We start from the raw sequence: 13,678 nt of genomic DNA, 5'->3' as shown, positions 1-13,678 counted from the left end.
GCAGGGGGAGCTGGGCTGATGTGGGAGTGGAGCAGACGGGTGCACGAGCACGCCGCGGCGGCCTCGTGGACCCGGTGGCGGATCACCGATCCCGAACCGACCATCCTCGATCCCGAGACCGACGCGGACCGGGGCGACGGTGTGGCGGAGGGGGCCGCGCCGGGCAGCATGACGCTGTCCGGCGCGGCCCCGTTCGCGTCCGGGCACGCAGTGGTGGTGACCGTGGTCGTCGCGGCGCCCGACCGGCCGGACACCTACGACCTGGCGGGCTGACCTGCCCCGCGCGGGCGATGCGGGCGAGTAGCGTGCACGACTGTGACGCCTTCGACTGATGCCCCCGACCGGTCGCCGCTGGACGCCGATCGCCTGCGGCGCGCGCCGGGCGAGTCGCCGGAACTCGCGTTCTTCTCGCGGGTGGACGTGGTGGAGTCCACCGGGTCCACCAACGCCGACCTGCTCGCGCTGGCCGGCGACGCCGACGCCGACCACCGGGCGCTGATCGCCGAGACCCAGGAGGCCGGACGCGGGCGGCACGCGCGCACCTGGGTGAGCCCGCCGCGCGCGCAGATCGCGCTGTCGGTGCTGGTGCGGCTGCCCGGTATCGACCCGGCGGCCCTGGGCTGGCTGCCGCTGCTCACCGGCGTCGCCGCCGTCGACGCGCTGCGCACCGCCGCCGGCGTGGACGCCGCCCTGAAGTGGCCGAACGACGTGCTGATCGGCGATCGCAAGGTGGCGGGCATTCTCGCCGAGGTCGGCGCGGCCGACGGGGTGCCCGCCGTGGTGGCGGGCATCGGCGTGAACGTGAGCCTCACCGAGCCGGAACTGCCTGTCCCGCACGCCACTTCGCTCGCGCTGGCCGGTGCGACCGATACCGACCGCACCCGCCTGGCCCTGGCCCTGCTCACCGAATTCGCCCGCCGCTTCACCGTCTGGCGCGAGGTCGCCTGGGACACCGCCGATCTCGCCGCCGCCTACCGCGCCCGCTGCGCCACCCTCGGCAAGGAGGTCCGCGCGGAACTGCCTGGCGGACGCGAACTCACCGGCGTCGCCGCGGATGTGGACGCCGCGGGCCGCCTGCTGATCGACGGCGAAGCGGTATCGGCGGGCGACGTCACCCACCTGCGCGCGGGGTACTGAGCGGCGCGGTGGTGAATCTCGCGATTCACCACCGCCCCAACGGGATTCGGCTCACACCGGCTGGAGCTTGCCCCGTGCCGCCTCCCTGGCGAACATGCGGTCGCGCTGTTCCTCGAACTTCACCACGTCCTGGCCGAGCTTCTCGACGAACGCGGCGAGCTCCTCGCGTGCCTTCTCCCCGCGCGGCCCGAAGTCGTTGCGGTCGAAGACGTTCCACTTCTTGAGCACCGGGTTGACCACTTCCTCCAGGTGCTGGCGCAGGTCGTAGATGCCGTGCTTGGCCATCAGCACACCGTTGCGCCGGAAGTTCGGCATCCCGTGGCCGGGCATGACGAAATTGGTGAGCACGCTGGTCAGCGCCGTCATCGCCTGGTCGGGCACCAGGTCCAGCGCCGCGCCGCACAGGTTGCGGTAGAAGATCATGTGCAGGTTCTCGTCGGCCGCGACGCGCTGGAGCATGCGGTCGGCGATCGGGTCCTGGCACACCTTGCCGGTGTTGCGGTGGCTCACCCGGGTGGCCAGCTCCTGGAACGTCACGTACGCGACGTTGACCAGGAACCCGCCCCAATCCTGCGGCGCGTGCGCGCCGTTGGTCATGTGGATCATCCGCGCCTGCTCCAGCGCGACCGGGTCCACGCCCCGCGTCACCACCAGGTAGTCGCGCATCACGATGCCGTGTCGGTTCTCCTCGGCCGTCCAGCGGCCCACCCAGGTGCCCCACGCGCCGTCCAGGGAGAAGTTCTGCGCGATCTCCCGGTGGTAGGAGGGCAGATTGTCCTCGGTGAGCAGGTTGGTGATCATGGCCGCCTTGGCCACCTCGCTCAGTGTGGACTGTTCCGGGTCCCAGTCCACGCCGCCCATGGCCGCGAAGTTGCGGCCCTGGTCCCACGGCACGTAGTCGTGCGGGTGCCAGTCCTTGGCCATCGACAGGTGCCGGTTCAGGTTCTGTTCGGCCACCGGTTCGAGTTCGGTCAGGATTTCCAGCTGGGTCAGATCCTTGGTCACACACGCCTCCACAGTCGTTTCCACGTCTAGCCGAGCGGTTGTCGTCCGAAGTCGGGATCGAGCTTGTCGAGCAGAAGAGAACTTGGTCCTGCGCTATGCGAGGCAATGGGGTGAAACGTCCCCGCCAGGCTGAAGATTGTGCAGCACACGGCGCGGCGGTGTCAGCCATTCTGGCATCTCGGGCGGGGTAGGGTTTCGGGCATGGGTTATCCGGAGGACGTGCTCGCGCCCGACGAGCAGCTGATACTCCACCGCCATCCGCATTGGAAGATGCTGTTCTGGCCCGTCGTGACGCTGATCGTCGCCACGGCACTGGCCGGGTTCGCGGGGGGGCTGGCGTACCGCAATATCGAGGGTACGGGGCAGACGGTGGTGCTCGCGCTGATTCTGGCCGCCTGGGTCGGCATCGTCGCGTGGCGCTTCCTGGGGCCGCTGATCAGTTGGGCGTCAACGCATTTCATCATCACCGACCGGCGGTTGCTGATCCGCCAGGGCGTCATCACCCACGTCGGCACCGACATCCCGATGAGCCGCATCTCGAGTGTGCAGTTCCGGCACGGACTGTTCGACCGGATGCTGGGCACCGGCACGCTGATCATCGCGTCGTCCTCGGACGAGCCGCTCGAATTCGACGACATCCCCCGGGTGCAGGCCGTGCACTCGCTGCTCTACCACCAGGTCTTCGAGGTCGACCGCCACGCGGGCCGTCGCACCTACGGCGCACCGGACCACTGACGGGTTGCCGCCCGCGCGGCGCCTCCGTCCGTAATCTGTTGGCATGACCGCCGTACTCCTGGCCGAAGACGACGAGGCCATCGCCGCGCCGCTGTCGCGCGCGCTGGGGCGCGAGGGTTACTCGGTCACGGTGGAGAGCTTCGGGCCCGCCGTGCTGCGCCGCGCCCTGGAGGGCAATCACGACCTGCTGATCCTCGATCTGGGCCTGCCCGGGATGGACGGGCTCGAGGTGTGCCGCCAGGTGCGGGCGCGCGGCGCCGATCTGGCGGTGCTCATGCTCACCGCCCGCACCGACGAGGTCGATTTCGTCGTCGGGCTGGACGCGGGCGCCGACGACTACGTCGGCAAGCCGTTCCGCCTGGCCGAACTGCTGGCCCGCGTGCGAGCCCTATTGCGGCGCAGCGGCATCGGCGACGAGGCGGTGGAGGTGGGCGGCATCCGGCTGGAACCCGCCGCGCGCCGGGTGCTGGTCAACGGCGTCGAGGTGGGCCTGGCCAACAAGGAGTACGAACTGCTCAAGGTCCTCATCGACCGGGCGGGCCAGGTGGTGCCGCGCGAGACCATCCTGCGCGAGGTGTGGGGCGACGCCGAACTGCGCGGTTCCAAGACGCTCGATATGCACATGTCGTGGTTGCGCCGCAAGATCGGCGACGAGGGGCCGATGGCCGAGCGGCGCATCGTCACCGTGCGCGGCGTCGGTTTCCGGCTGAACACCGACTGACGTGCGCAGGCGGATCCTGCGGTCGATCCTGACCGTGCTGACCATCACCACCATCGTGCTCGGCGTCCCCCTCACCTACACCGCGTGGCTGTGGGTGGAGGACATCACCCGCAACGACTTGCAGAGCAGGCTCGATCGGATCGCCGTCGAGGTGATCGCCCAGGAGCGCGCCGACGGCCTCGTGCACGGCGGGCTGGACGTGCGGTCGGTGCGCCCGCTGGTGCCCGAGAACGGCAGGCTCACCATCGTCTACCCCACGCCGGGCGACAACGCCGCCCGGATGGACGTGGGCGCGCAGACGGTGGCCGACCCGTTGGTGGAGTCGCTGTCGATGGGCACCGACGGGTCGCTGCGGTTGGAGGTGCCCGCCGCGCCGATGCAGGCCAGGCAGCGCCAGGCCGTCGCGGTGGTGGCGGCGGCCGTGCTGGCGTCCCTGGGTGCGGCGGTGACCGTCGCGGTGGTCACCGCGCGTCGGGTCGCCGACCCGCTGCGCGATGTGGCCGCGCGCGCGGCGCGGCTGGCGATGGGTGATTTCCGTCCTGATCCGCGCAGGCACGGCATCGCCGAACTGGATCGCGTCTCCGATGTGCTCGATTCGGCGACCGTCGAGATCGCGGGCCGCCTGCAACGCGAGCACGCGCTGGTGGCCGACGTGTCCCACCAGCTGCGCAGCCGGTTGACGGCGGTGCGGTTGCGCCTGGACGAGCTCTCCGCCCACCCCGACCCGGAGGTGGTGCACGAGGCCGAGGAGGCGATGGCGCAGGTCGACCGGCTCACCGAGGCCATCGACGATCTGGTGCGCGCCTCCCGCGACGAGGACGCCGCCGACCGCGACCCCATCCCGGTGATGGACGAACTGCGCGGCATCGTCGCCGAATGGACGCACCCGTTCGACGAGGCGGGCCGCACGCTGGTCCTCACCGGTGACGAATCGCTGAGCGCCCCGATCACCGCGTCCCGGCTGCGCGAGGCGGTCGCGGTGCTGATCGACAACGCCCTCATGCACGGCGGCGGCACCTGCACCGTGTCGGTGCGCACGGTGCGCCCCGGCAACGCCCGCGAACCCCTGGTGTGCGTGGAGGTGGCCGACGAGGGCGAGGGCGTGCGCGAGGAACTGGCCCCGCACATCTTCGACCGCGGCTTCTCCGCGGGCGGCTCCACGGGCGTGGGCCTGGCGCTCGCGCGAGCCCTGGTCGAGGCCGACGGCGGCCGCCTGGAACTGCAACGCCGCCGCCCCGCCCTGTTCGCCGTCTTCCTCGGCTACTCCGCGCCCCGGCGCCCGGTGGCCGCCGGCGTCCCGGAACCGCGCTAGCTACGGCCGAGCTGTTCTTCTTCGATGAGTTCCTCGAGTTCGGCGTCGAGTGCGCTCATTTCGTCGGGGAACACCCAGCGGCGCATGGCCCAGAAGCGGAACGCCATTTGTAGCAGGTTGCCGATGATGAACGCGCTGAAGAAATCGGCGAGGTTCTCGACGGTGAAGCTCACGTTGGGCTGGCGCAGATCGAACACGTAGCTCGAGATCCACAGTGGAATATTGCTCAACATCACACCGACGCCGCTCACTCCGAAGAAGAGCAACGCCTCGTGATGGCGTTCCCGTCCGCCCCGATTCTTGAACGACCATTCCCGGTTGAGAATGTAGGACGCGATGACCGCGATCACACCGGAGATGATCTTGGCGGTGACCGGTTTTTCGGTCAGCACCGTCCATTTCAGGGCGTAGAAGATTCCGCTGTCGATCACGAAGGTCGTGGCGCCGACGATGGCGAACTTGATCAGCTCGTGATGGCGGTACGCGATCTCCCGCAGGGGCGCTGGGAGGACGTTGACCACGTCGTCGACGAAAGACACGAGAGCCGAGTGTACCGGTAGCGGTGATTGCCGCCGGACATGACAAGATTGGTAGACGTGACCACCCGTTCTTTCGACAGTTCCGCCCTGCCCACCGTCACCATGATCGGCGGCGGCCAGTTGGCGCGGATGACCCATCAGGCCGCGATCGCGCTCGGCCAGCGGCTGCGGGTGCTCGCCGAGCGTCCCGAGGACCCGGCCGCCCAGGTCAGCCCCGAGGTGGTGCTGGGCAGTCACACCGACCTGGCCGCCCTGCGCAAGGCCGCCGTCGGCTCGCATGCGCTGACCTTCGACCACGAGCACGTGCCCACCGAGCACCTCGAGGTCCTGGTCGCCGAGGGCGTGAACGTGCTGCCGCCGCCGAGCGCGCTGGTGTACGCCCAGGACAAGCTGGCGATGCGCACCAAGCTCAGCGAGCTGGGCCTGCCGGTGCCCGCCTTCACCCCCGTGACCGAGGTCGCCGACGCGGTGCGCTTCGGTGACGAGCACGGCTGGCCGTTCGTGCTGAAGGCGGTGCGCGGCGGATACGACGGGCGCGGGGTGTGGATGCCCGCCGACGCCGCCGAGGCCGAGCGGATCGTCGCCGATCAGCTCGCGCACGGTGTGGGGCTGCTGGCCGAGGCCAAGGTGGATCTGAAGCGGGAGCTCTCGGCCATGGTGGCGCGCTCGCCGTTCGGACAGGCCGCGACCTGGCCGGTGGTCGAGACCGTGCAGCGCAACGGGCAGTGCGCCGTGGTGATCGCGCCCGCGCCCGACCTGCCCGACGATCTCGCGGCGAGCGCGGAGACCCTCGCGCTGAACCTGGCCGCCGAACTCGGCGTGGTCGGGGCGATGGCCGTGGAGCTGTTCGAGACCCACGACGGTGAGCTGCTGGTGAACGAGCTGGCCATGCGCCCGCACAACTCCGGGCACTGGGGGATGGACGGCGCTCGCACCGGCCAGTTCGAACAGCATCTGCGCGCGGTGCTGGACTATCCGCTGGGCGACACCAGCCCGCTCGCGCCGGTGACGGTGATGGCCAATATCCTTGGTGCTCCGCAGGCCCCGGCCATGTCGATGGACGAGCGCCTGCACCACTTGTTCGCGAGGATGCCCGAGGCGAAGGTGCACCTCTACGGCAAGGGGGAGCGGCCCGACCGCAAGATCGGGCACGTCAACGTGCTCGGTGACGACGTCGCCGCGGTGCGGGAGAAGGCCGAGCGCGCGGCGCACTGGATGTCGCACGCGGTGTGGACGGACGGATGGGATCCGCATGAGTGAGGGAGTGGTCGAGGCATGACCGAGCGCAGCGAGGTGCGGGCGTGAGCGAACCGCGGGTCGGGTTGATCATGGGCAGTGACTCGGATTGGCCGACGATGGAGGCCGCCGCCGAGGCGCTATCGGAGTTCGGTGTGCGGTTCGAGGTGGGCGTGGTCTCCGCGCACCGCACCCCCCAGCGCATGCTGGACTACGCGCGCGGGGCGGCCGAGCGCGGTGTGCGGGTGATCATCGCGGGCGCGGGCGGTGCGGCCCATCTGCCCGGCATGGTCGCCTCCGCCACCCCGCTGCCCGTCATCGGCGTCCCCGTCCCCTTGAAGTACCTCGACGGCATGGACTCCCTGCTCTCCATCGTGCAGATGCCCGCGGGCGTCCCGGTCGCCACCGTCTCCATCGGCGGCGCCCGCAACGCCGGCCTGCTCGCCATCCGCATCCTCGCCGCCTCCGACGCCGCCCTGCGCTCCCGCATGGAGAAGTTCCAGGCCGACCTCGAACAACTCGTCCTCGACAAGGACGACGCCCTGCGCGCCAAACTCCTGGGCTGAGTTCAGCCCCGGCCACCCCGCAGCGCGGCTACGGCTTCGACGACTCCGGCAGTTTCGAGTGCGCCGAGCACTTCCTCGGCGCACTCGGGCGCGTTCCGTCGCGAATCGGCGATCTGCTGTACGCACGCCCACACGACCCGGTCATCGAGAGCGATCTGGTCGAGAAGAAACTCGTCGGGGCTCTATGGCCTCGATGTTGCAGTCCGCCAGATATTCGGCGGGGAAGTCGCGCAGGTTCGAGGTGACGATAACTGCGCGCCTGCCTTGATCGCCGCCGCAAGCACGTGCCTGTCGTCGGGTCGGGCAGCTTCAGCCCCTCGACCAGCGGCTCGTATCCTTCGACCAGGCAGTCCGGTACCGTTCGCGTCGTACAGCACCACGAATGCCATGTCAGATGCCGAGATCCTGTCCGAGGGCGGACAATTCGTCGGCGGCCGCACGGCTCGCGGACTCGGCGGGATGACGCATGAGGCAGTCCTTGATGCGACGCATCGCCCGAGCCGCGACTTCCGCATCGATCTCGCCCGCAGCGATGCGCTTGGCTGTGTGCATGCCGGTCATGTCGGCCCCCTTTCCCCTCGAACATACGAAACAACCGACGTAAACGAAATAAACGAACAGCCACGGCGCGGTGTCGCTATTGGCCGGAGGTGCGGGTGCGGAGGTCGTTGTAGCGTGCGACGACGTCGGGGGCGGGGAGGGCTGTGGATATTTCGGGGGTGCCCGTGGCGGTCCAGGTGGGTTCGGCTTTGGTGTGGGTCCAGGCGGCTTGGCGGGCCGCGCCGAGGGCGACGTATTCGGCGGGGGCGGGGATGAGGACGTCGCGGGCGAAGAGGGCGGGGGCCAGGGCGCGGACGGCGGGGGATTTGGTGCCGCCGCCGACCAGCAGGATGCGGTCGATGGCGACGCCCTGGGCGGCGAGCCGGTCGAGACAGAAGACCAACGAGCAGAGCAGCCCCTCGACGGCCGCGCGCGCGATATTGGCGGGCGTGAGGTTGGTGAGGGTGATCCCGTGCAGGGCGCCCGCGGCGCCGGGCAGGTTGGGGGAGCGCTCGCCCGCGAGGTAGGGCACGAGGGTCAGCCCCTCGGCGCCGGGCGGTGCGGACAGCGCCAGCCGGGAGAACTCGTCCAGTCCGACGCCGAGGAGGCGCGCGGTCGAGGCGAGCACCGGCGCGCCGTTGAGGGTGCAGATGAGCGGCAGTTGGCGGCCGGTGGCGTCGGCGAACCCGGCGACCAATCCTTCGGCGTCGCGGGGCGGGGTGTCGGTGATCGCGCTGACCACTCCCGAGGTGCCCAGTGAGACAACGCAATCGCCGGGTGCGGCCGCGAGTCCCAGTGCGGCGGCGGCATTGTCGCCCGCGCCGGGCCCCAGCGTCTGCCCGCGCTCGGTGGTTCCCGCCGTCTCGAACGGACCGATCACGCGGGGCAGCAGGGGCGTTCGTCCGCGCAGGGCGAGGTCGAGAATCTCGGGGCGGTAGGTGTCGGTGGCGGCCGAGAAGTACCCGGTGCCCGAGGCGTCGCTGCGGTCGGTGGTGAGCGCGTCGAGACCGGGCGCGCCGGCCAGCCGCCAGGTGAGCCAGTCGTGGGGCAGGCACACGGCGGCGGTCCGGTCGGCATTCGCGGGCTCGCGGTCGGCCAGCCACCGCAATTTCGCCGCGGTGATCGCCGCGACCGGCACCACACCGACCTCGTCCACCCACCGCTGCCGCCCGCCGAACTCCTCGATGAGCTCCTCCGCGCTCCCCGCGGACCGAGTGTCGTTCCACAGCAACGCATTCCGGACGACATCGCCGTTCTCGTCCAGGCAGATCAGCCCGTGCTGCTGCGCCGCGACCGACACCGCCGCCACATCGTCGAGCCCGCCCGCCTCCGCCACGGCCCCCGCCATCGCCGCCACCCACGCTCCGGGATCCACCTCGGTCCCACCTGGATGCGGCCGCACCCCGGACCGGACGATCATTCCGTCCTCGGCGTCACACACCACCACCTTGCAGGACTGCGTCGACGAATCGATACCTGCCACCAGCACCACACCGACTCCCTTCCCTCGCCCCCGCCAGCGTACGGAGGGGAAGCGGAGCGGGGGATCGAACGAAGGGCACCGGGGTGATTGATTCGGGCGACCCCGGATCGCGTTCCGTATCGATCGGCCGAGCAGTACGCGTGGCGCACAGGCCCGTGCCCCGGCCGAGGGCGGCGAGCGCAGGCGGCCCGATGGTGCGCCGGTCTGACGCATGGCCGCACCCCGGATGAAGTTTCGTTCGTTTCGCCGAACGAGCGGAACACGCGGTCCGCACTGGCGAAGACTTGCCCCCGGCGTGCGCGGGTACCGCGCGCGTCAGGAGCCGCGCGTGCATGGGCGCCCCGGACGGTGCCGCGCGAGTCGGGGGCCCGGCACCGCAGTTCCCTCGGTCGCGCACCGAATCGGTGCGGTCCGGCCGAACCGGGGCGCCCGGGTCGCTACGGTGGCTGGCGTGAGTGAGGAGAGTGGGCGGGTGCGGGCGGGGGACGATCCGGCGCGGTTCCGGCTGACCGTCGTGGATCAGGCGCTGCGGTTGTTCGCCGACAAGGGGTACGAGGCGACGACCGTGGACGAAATCGCGGAGGCGGCCGGTATCTCGCGGCGGACGTTCTTCCGGCAGTTCCGGTCCAAGGAGGACGTGATCTTCGCCGATCACGAATCGCAGCTGGCGCAGGCGGCGCAGTACCTGGAGGGCGCGCAGGGCGACCCGTGGGAGGCGGTGTGCGAGGCGGTGGTGCAGGTGTTCGAGCGCTTCACCCAGTGGCGCGACATCGCGGCGCGGCGCTACCGGGTGGTGCGGCGGGTGCCCGCGCTGCGGGAACGCGAGATCGTCACGGTGTTCCGCTACGAGCGGCTGTTCACCGATTACCTGCGTTACCGGCTGCCCGAGGCCCCCGACTTGGCGCGGGTGCAGTTCACCGCCGCGGTCACCGCGACGCACAACTACCTGCTGCGCCGCATGGTGCGCGGGGAGTCCGACGCGGGCGCCGCCGATCTGCGCGTGGAGCTGGCCGCGATTCCGCGCGGTCCGGCCCGCGCCCGCGACGCCGACGAACTGGTGGTCGCGGTCTTCCCGAAGGGCATGCCGGCGCGCCGGGTCGCCGATCTGCTCGCCCACCGGCTGGGTACGCTATGACGTGCCCCACAATGCCAACAATCTGACACTGAGTGCCACGGGTATCCGCATGTGATGCCTGGCGCCCACGTATAATGGCGCACGATATGGCACTGAGTGCCGACTATCTCGACGGACCCAGGAGTGTGTCCCATGGCGGGAAACCCCGATTTCGACCTGTTCAAGCTCGAGGACTTCCACGACGAGCTGCGGGCGGCCATCCGCGCGCTGTCGGAGAAGGAGATCGCCCCGTACGCCAAGGACGTCGACGGTAACGCCCGCTTCCCGGAGGAGGCGCTGGCCGCGCTCAACGCCGCGGGCTTCAACGCCGTCCACGTGCCCGAGGCCTACGGCGGCCAGGGCGCCGACTCGGTCGCCACCTGCATCGTGATCGAGGAAGTGGCCCGCGTCTGCGGTTCCTCCTCGCTGATCCCCGCCGTCAACAAGCTCGGCACCATGGGCCTGATCCTCAACGGCTCCGAGGAGCTGAAGCAGAAGGTGCTCGGCGACCTGGTCGAGGGCAAGATGGCCTCCTACTGTCTGTCCGAGCGCGAGGCGGGCTCCGACGCCGCCGCCATGCGCACCCGCGCCAAGCAGGACGGCGACGACTGGGTCATCAACGGCACCAAGTGCTGGATCACCAACGGCGGCAAGTCCGACTGGTACACGGTGATGGCCGTGACCGACGCCGACAAGGGCGCCAACGGCATCTCGGCCTTCGCCGTACACAAGGACGACGAGGGCTTCGTGGTGGGCCCGCTCGAGCACAAGCTGGGCATCAAGGGGTCGCCCACCGCCGAGCTGTACTTCGAGAACTGCCGCGTGCCGGGCGACCGCATCATCGGCGAGCCGGGCACCGGCTTCAAGACCGCGCTGCAGACCCTCGACCACACCCGCCCGACCATCGGCGCGCAGGCCGTCGGCCTGGCGCAGGGCGCGCTGGACGCCGCGATCGCCTACACCAAGGACCGCAAGCAGTTCGGCAAGGCCATCTCCGACTTCCAGAACACCCAGTTCATGCTGGCCGATATGGCGATGAAGATCGAGGCCGCCCGCCTCATGGTCTACACCTCGGCCGCCCGCGCCGAGCGCGGCGAGAAGAACCTCGGCTTCATCTCCGCCGCCGCCAAGTGCTTCGCCTCGGATGTGGCGATGGAGGTCACCACCAACGCCGTCCAGCTCTTCGGCGGCGCGGGCTACACCACCGACTTCCCGGTGGAGCGCATGATGCGCGACGCCAAGATCACCCAGATCTACGAGGGCACCAACCAGATCCAGCGTCTGGTCATGTCGCGCGCGCTGCTGCGCGGCTGAGTGCTCTCGAACGGGGCGGTCCGGAAACGGGCCGCCCCGTTGGTGTTTCAGGGCTACGTCCCGCCGCAGTGCCGTAAACCGATGGCGGCCAGGCGAACCCGGTTGGTCGCGCCGGTCTTGGTCATCAGGCTGGTGACGTGGGTCTTCACGGTCGTGATGCCGATGTGCAGGCGCGCGGCGATCTCGCCGTTGGACAGTCCGTCGGAAAGCAGTGCGAGCACGTCGGATTCGCGCGGGGTGAGGCCGGGGATCGCGGCGGCGGGCTCGGCCGGGGTGCGCGAGGTGACCGCCGCCGTCACCATCCGGTCCAGCACCTCCGCGCCGAAGGGGCGCTCACCGGCGGCGGCGCGGCGGATGCCGTCGAGCAGCACGTCGGGTGAGGTGTCCTTGACCAGGAACCCGCAGACGCCCGCGGACAGCGCGGGATACAGGTGGTCGTCGTCATCGAAGGTGGTCAGGGCGAGTATGCGGGCGCTCGGATCGGCGGCGAGAATCGTTGCGGTGGCGCGGATTCCGTCCATGCCGGGCATGCGCAGGTCCATCAGGATCACGTCCGGGCGCAGTCGTTCGGCCAGGCGGACCGCCTCCGAACCGGTGGCGGCCTCGCCGACGACCTCGAGATCGGACGCGGTCTGGCAGAGCATGCGCAGGCCCGCGCGGACCAACTGCTGATCGTCGGCGATGAGGACGTGGATGGTCATATGGCCGCTCCCGCCAGCGGCACCTGGGCCGTCAAGCGCCAGCCGTCGCCGCCGGGACCGGCCGTCACCGTGCCGCCGAGCAGTTCGACGCGTTCGCGCAGGCCGATGAGACCGACCCCGTGACCGGAAGGCTCGCCGCGGGGAAAACCGTTGTCGCGCAAGTCGAAATGGGCTTCGGTGGCGCCGACCCGAAGGCTCAGTTCGGCGGTCGCGTCCGGGCCGGCGTGCTTCAGGACGTTCGCCAAGCCCTCCTGGGTGAGCCGCAGCAGGGTGAGGCCGGCGAGCGCGTCGACGGTGGGCAGGTTCTCATCGATCGCGGCGTCGACGCGCAATCCGAGTCCGCGCGCGGAATCCACGGCGGCCGCGACGGCGTCGGGCAGATCGGCCGGGGCGACGAAGGATTCGCCGCCGCCCTCCGGATCACGCAGGACGGCAACGAGTTTGCGCAGATCGGTCAGCGTGGCGCGGCCGCTGGCGTGCAGGTCGTCCAGGACTTCGAGCACGGGGGCGGGCGCGTCGGTGAGCGCGTGCCGGGCGACGCCGACGCGCAGCACGGTGGAGGACACGTGGTGGGCGATGAGGTCGTGCAGCTCGCGGGCGATGGCGGTGCGCTCGAGCACGCGGGCGGTGGCGATCTCGCGTTCCCGGTGCCGGGCGAGTTCCGCCGCGTCGCGCCGGACGCGTTCGGCATTCTCGCGGGTGGCGCGCAGCAGGGCGCCGATCACCACCGGGGCCGCCGCCATCACCACCGCGCGATAGCCGGTCGCGGCGAGTCCGTCGGCCCGGTGCAGGGCGTACACCACGGCGACCGTTCCCGCTCCGGCGAGCGGCTGCCACCCGCCCCGCCGTGCCGCGAGTTCGGCGAGCGCGAGCGCGGCCGCGATCTTCGCCACCAGCGGTCCGGTGTCGCCGACCAGGAAGGCGAGCCCGAGCAGTCCGGTCGCGGTGAGCGAGGCGGCCAGCGGGAAACGCGCACCGCCCGCCGTCGCCAGCGTCGCGAGCAGGCCGATGGCCCACTCGGTTCCGGACGCGTCCGCGCTCAGCAGCGCCAGGCACCCCACGGCCGCGAGCAGCAGGACGGCCAGGCGCACCGGCACCGACCGCGGGTCGAGCAACCACTCGACACCCCGGGCCACACCTTTCGCCTCCACGCGAATCATGATGCCCGCTCGGCCCGCCGCCCGTCTCCTCCCCGGGGAGGAGAAGCCTCCTCCGCGCGGTCGCGAGACGAGCCCGCGGTCGGATCCGTCCACCCGCCCCGAACCGAACACTGAA

Annotated in this window: 15 protein-coding genes; 9 read left to right on the top strand and 6 right to left on the bottom strand. The window is 70.7% G+C overall.

What is annotated here, in order from left to right:
* The first annotated feature begins 39 nt into the window (after positions 1–39).
* Both OHB21_RS02115 and OHB21_RS02110 read left to right on the top strand, forming a co-directional pair.
* On the top strand, positions 40–273 hold the full coding sequence (locus OHB21_RS02115) for a hypothetical protein (RefSeq protein WP_157115842.1): 234 nt from the start codon (positions 40–42) through the stop codon (positions 271–273).
* Positions 274–315: 42 nt separating this feature from the next.
* Positions 316–1,137: a biotin--[acetyl-CoA-carboxylase] ligase gene (locus OHB21_RS02110; protein WP_195125460.1), complete on the top strand. Its 822-nt coding sequence runs from the start codon at positions 316–318 to the stop codon at positions 1,135–1,137.
* Positions 1,138–1,188: 51 nt separating this feature from the next.
* On the opposite strand, the gene OHB21_RS02105 is transcribed toward OHB21_RS02110, so the two are convergent.
* Positions 1,189–2,142: an acyl-ACP desaturase gene (locus OHB21_RS02105; RefSeq protein ID WP_195125459.1), complete on the bottom strand. Its 954-nt coding sequence runs from the start codon at positions 2,140–2,142 to the stop codon at positions 1,189–1,191.
* A 201-nt stretch (positions 2,143–2,343) separates the two neighbouring features.
* Here OHB21_RS02105 and OHB21_RS02100 point away from each other — a divergent pair, with 201 nt between their 5' ends.
* From OHB21_RS02100 to OHB21_RS02090, 3 genes are read left to right on the top strand one after another with little or no spacing between them, the layout of a single operon-like run.
* Positions 2,344–2,877 (top strand): PH domain-containing protein, encoded by a 534-nt coding sequence (locus OHB21_RS02100; protein WP_067510542.1) that lies wholly within the window; start codon positions 2,344–2,346, stop codon positions 2,875–2,877.
* A 43-nt stretch (positions 2,878–2,920) separates the two neighbouring features.
* Positions 2,921–3,598: a response regulator transcription factor gene (locus OHB21_RS02095; protein ID WP_067510540.1), complete on the top strand. Its 678-nt coding sequence runs from the start codon at positions 2,921–2,923 to the stop codon at positions 3,596–3,598.
* Position 3,599: 1 nt separating this feature from the next.
* Positions 3,600–4,910, top strand: a complete 1,311-nt coding sequence (locus OHB21_RS02090; protein ID WP_067510538.1) for a sensor histidine kinase — start codon at positions 3,600–3,602, stop codon at positions 4,908–4,910.
* On the opposite strand, the gene OHB21_RS02085 is transcribed toward OHB21_RS02090, so the two are convergent.
* Positions 4,907–5,449 (bottom strand): GtrA family protein, encoded by a 543-nt coding sequence (locus OHB21_RS02085; protein WP_067510536.1) that lies wholly within the window; start codon positions 5,447–5,449, stop codon positions 4,907–4,909. The two genes, OHB21_RS02090 and OHB21_RS02085, sit on opposite strands and share 4 nt — an antisense overlap.
* A gap of 39 nt (positions 5,450–5,488) precedes the next feature.
* Here OHB21_RS02085 and OHB21_RS02080 point away from each other — a divergent pair, with 39 nt between their 5' ends.
* Positions 5,489–6,709, top strand: a complete 1,221-nt coding sequence (locus OHB21_RS02080; protein WP_067510534.1) for a 5-(carboxyamino)imidazole ribonucleotide synthase — start codon at positions 5,489–5,491, stop codon at positions 6,707–6,709.
* Positions 6,710–6,750: 41 nt separating this feature from the next.
* Entirely contained in the window at positions 6,751–7,251 is a 501-nt protein-coding gene (purE, locus tag OHB21_RS02075; protein WP_267898926.1) for a 5-(carboxyamino)imidazole ribonucleotide mutase, read from the top strand.
* Positions 7,252–7,641: 390 nt separating this feature from the next.
* On the opposite strand, the gene OHB21_RS02070 is transcribed toward purE, so the two are convergent.
* On the bottom strand, positions 7,642–7,812 hold the full coding sequence (locus OHB21_RS02070) for a hypothetical protein (RefSeq protein WP_195125458.1): 171 nt from the start codon (positions 7,810–7,812) through the stop codon (positions 7,642–7,644).
* A gap of 76 nt (positions 7,813–7,888) precedes the next feature.
* Positions 7,889–9,283, bottom strand: a complete 1,395-nt coding sequence (locus OHB21_RS02065; RefSeq protein WP_195125457.1) for a xylulokinase — start codon at positions 9,281–9,283, stop codon at positions 7,889–7,891.
* Positions 9,284–9,725: 442 nt separating this feature from the next.
* Here OHB21_RS02065 and OHB21_RS02060 point away from each other — a divergent pair, with 442 nt between their 5' ends.
* Together OHB21_RS02060 and OHB21_RS02055 are read left to right on the top strand one after the other, a co-directional pair.
* A complete protein-coding gene (locus OHB21_RS02060; RefSeq protein ID WP_067510530.1) occupies positions 9,726–10,409 on the top strand; it encodes a TetR family transcriptional regulator in 684 nt (227 codons plus the stop codon).
* A gap of 132 nt (positions 10,410–10,541) precedes the next feature.
* On the top strand, positions 10,542–11,702 hold the full coding sequence (locus OHB21_RS02055; RefSeq protein ID WP_195125456.1) for an acyl-CoA dehydrogenase: 1,161 nt from the start codon (positions 10,542–10,544) through the stop codon (positions 11,700–11,702).
* 53 nt (positions 11,703–11,755) lie between these two features.
* Here OHB21_RS02055 and OHB21_RS02050 read toward each other — a convergent pair whose 3' ends face one another.
* Positions 11,756–12,403, bottom strand: coding sequence for a response regulator (locus OHB21_RS02050; RefSeq protein WP_195125455.1), 648 nt, complete (start codon positions 12,401–12,403; stop codon positions 11,756–11,758).
* A complete protein-coding gene (locus tag OHB21_RS02045; protein ID WP_195125454.1) occupies positions 12,400–13,563 on the bottom strand; it encodes a sensor histidine kinase in 1,164 nt (387 codons plus the stop codon). Before OHB21_RS02045 ends, OHB21_RS02050 begins: the two co-directional genes overlap by 4 nt.
* Between the last annotated feature and the right edge of the window lie 115 nt (positions 13,564–13,678).

Origin of the sequence: Nocardia puris (assembly GCF_036051655.1) — a bacterium.
GTDB classification, from domain to species: Bacteria; Actinomycetota; Actinomycetes; order Mycobacteriales; family Mycobacteriaceae; genus Nocardia; species Nocardia puris.
The sequence above is the reverse complement of the archived record's forward strand: the minus strand, read 5'-3'. Positions and strand labels throughout refer to the sequence as shown.

Bases quoted from the DNA above. Each gene is read 5' to 3' on its own strand.
- OHB21_RS02080 (WP_067510534.1), top strand. From the start codon at position 5,489: ATGACAAGATTGGTAGACGTGACCACCCGTTCTTTCGACAGTTCCGCC.
- OHB21_RS02070 (WP_195125458.1), bottom strand. From the start codon at position 7,812: ATGACCGGCATGCACACAGCCAAGCGCATCGCTGCGGGCGAGATCGAT.
- OHB21_RS02045 (WP_195125454.1), bottom strand. From the start codon at position 13,563: ATGATTCGCGTGGAGGCGAAAGGTGTGGCCCGGGGTGTCGAGTGGTTG.
- OHB21_RS02050 (WP_195125455.1), bottom strand. From the start codon at position 12,403: ATGACCATCCACGTCCTCATCGCCGACGATCAGCAGTTGGTCCGCGCG.
- OHB21_RS02095 (WP_067510540.1), top strand. From the start codon at position 2,921: ATGACCGCCGTACTCCTGGCCGAAGACGACGAGGCCATCGCCGCGCCG.
- OHB21_RS02100 (WP_067510542.1), top strand. From the start codon at position 2,344: ATGGGTTATCCGGAGGACGTGCTCGCGCCCGACGAGCAGCTGATACTC.
- OHB21_RS02055 (WP_195125456.1), top strand. From the start codon at position 10,542: ATGGCGGGAAACCCCGATTTCGACCTGTTCAAGCTCGAGGACTTCCAC.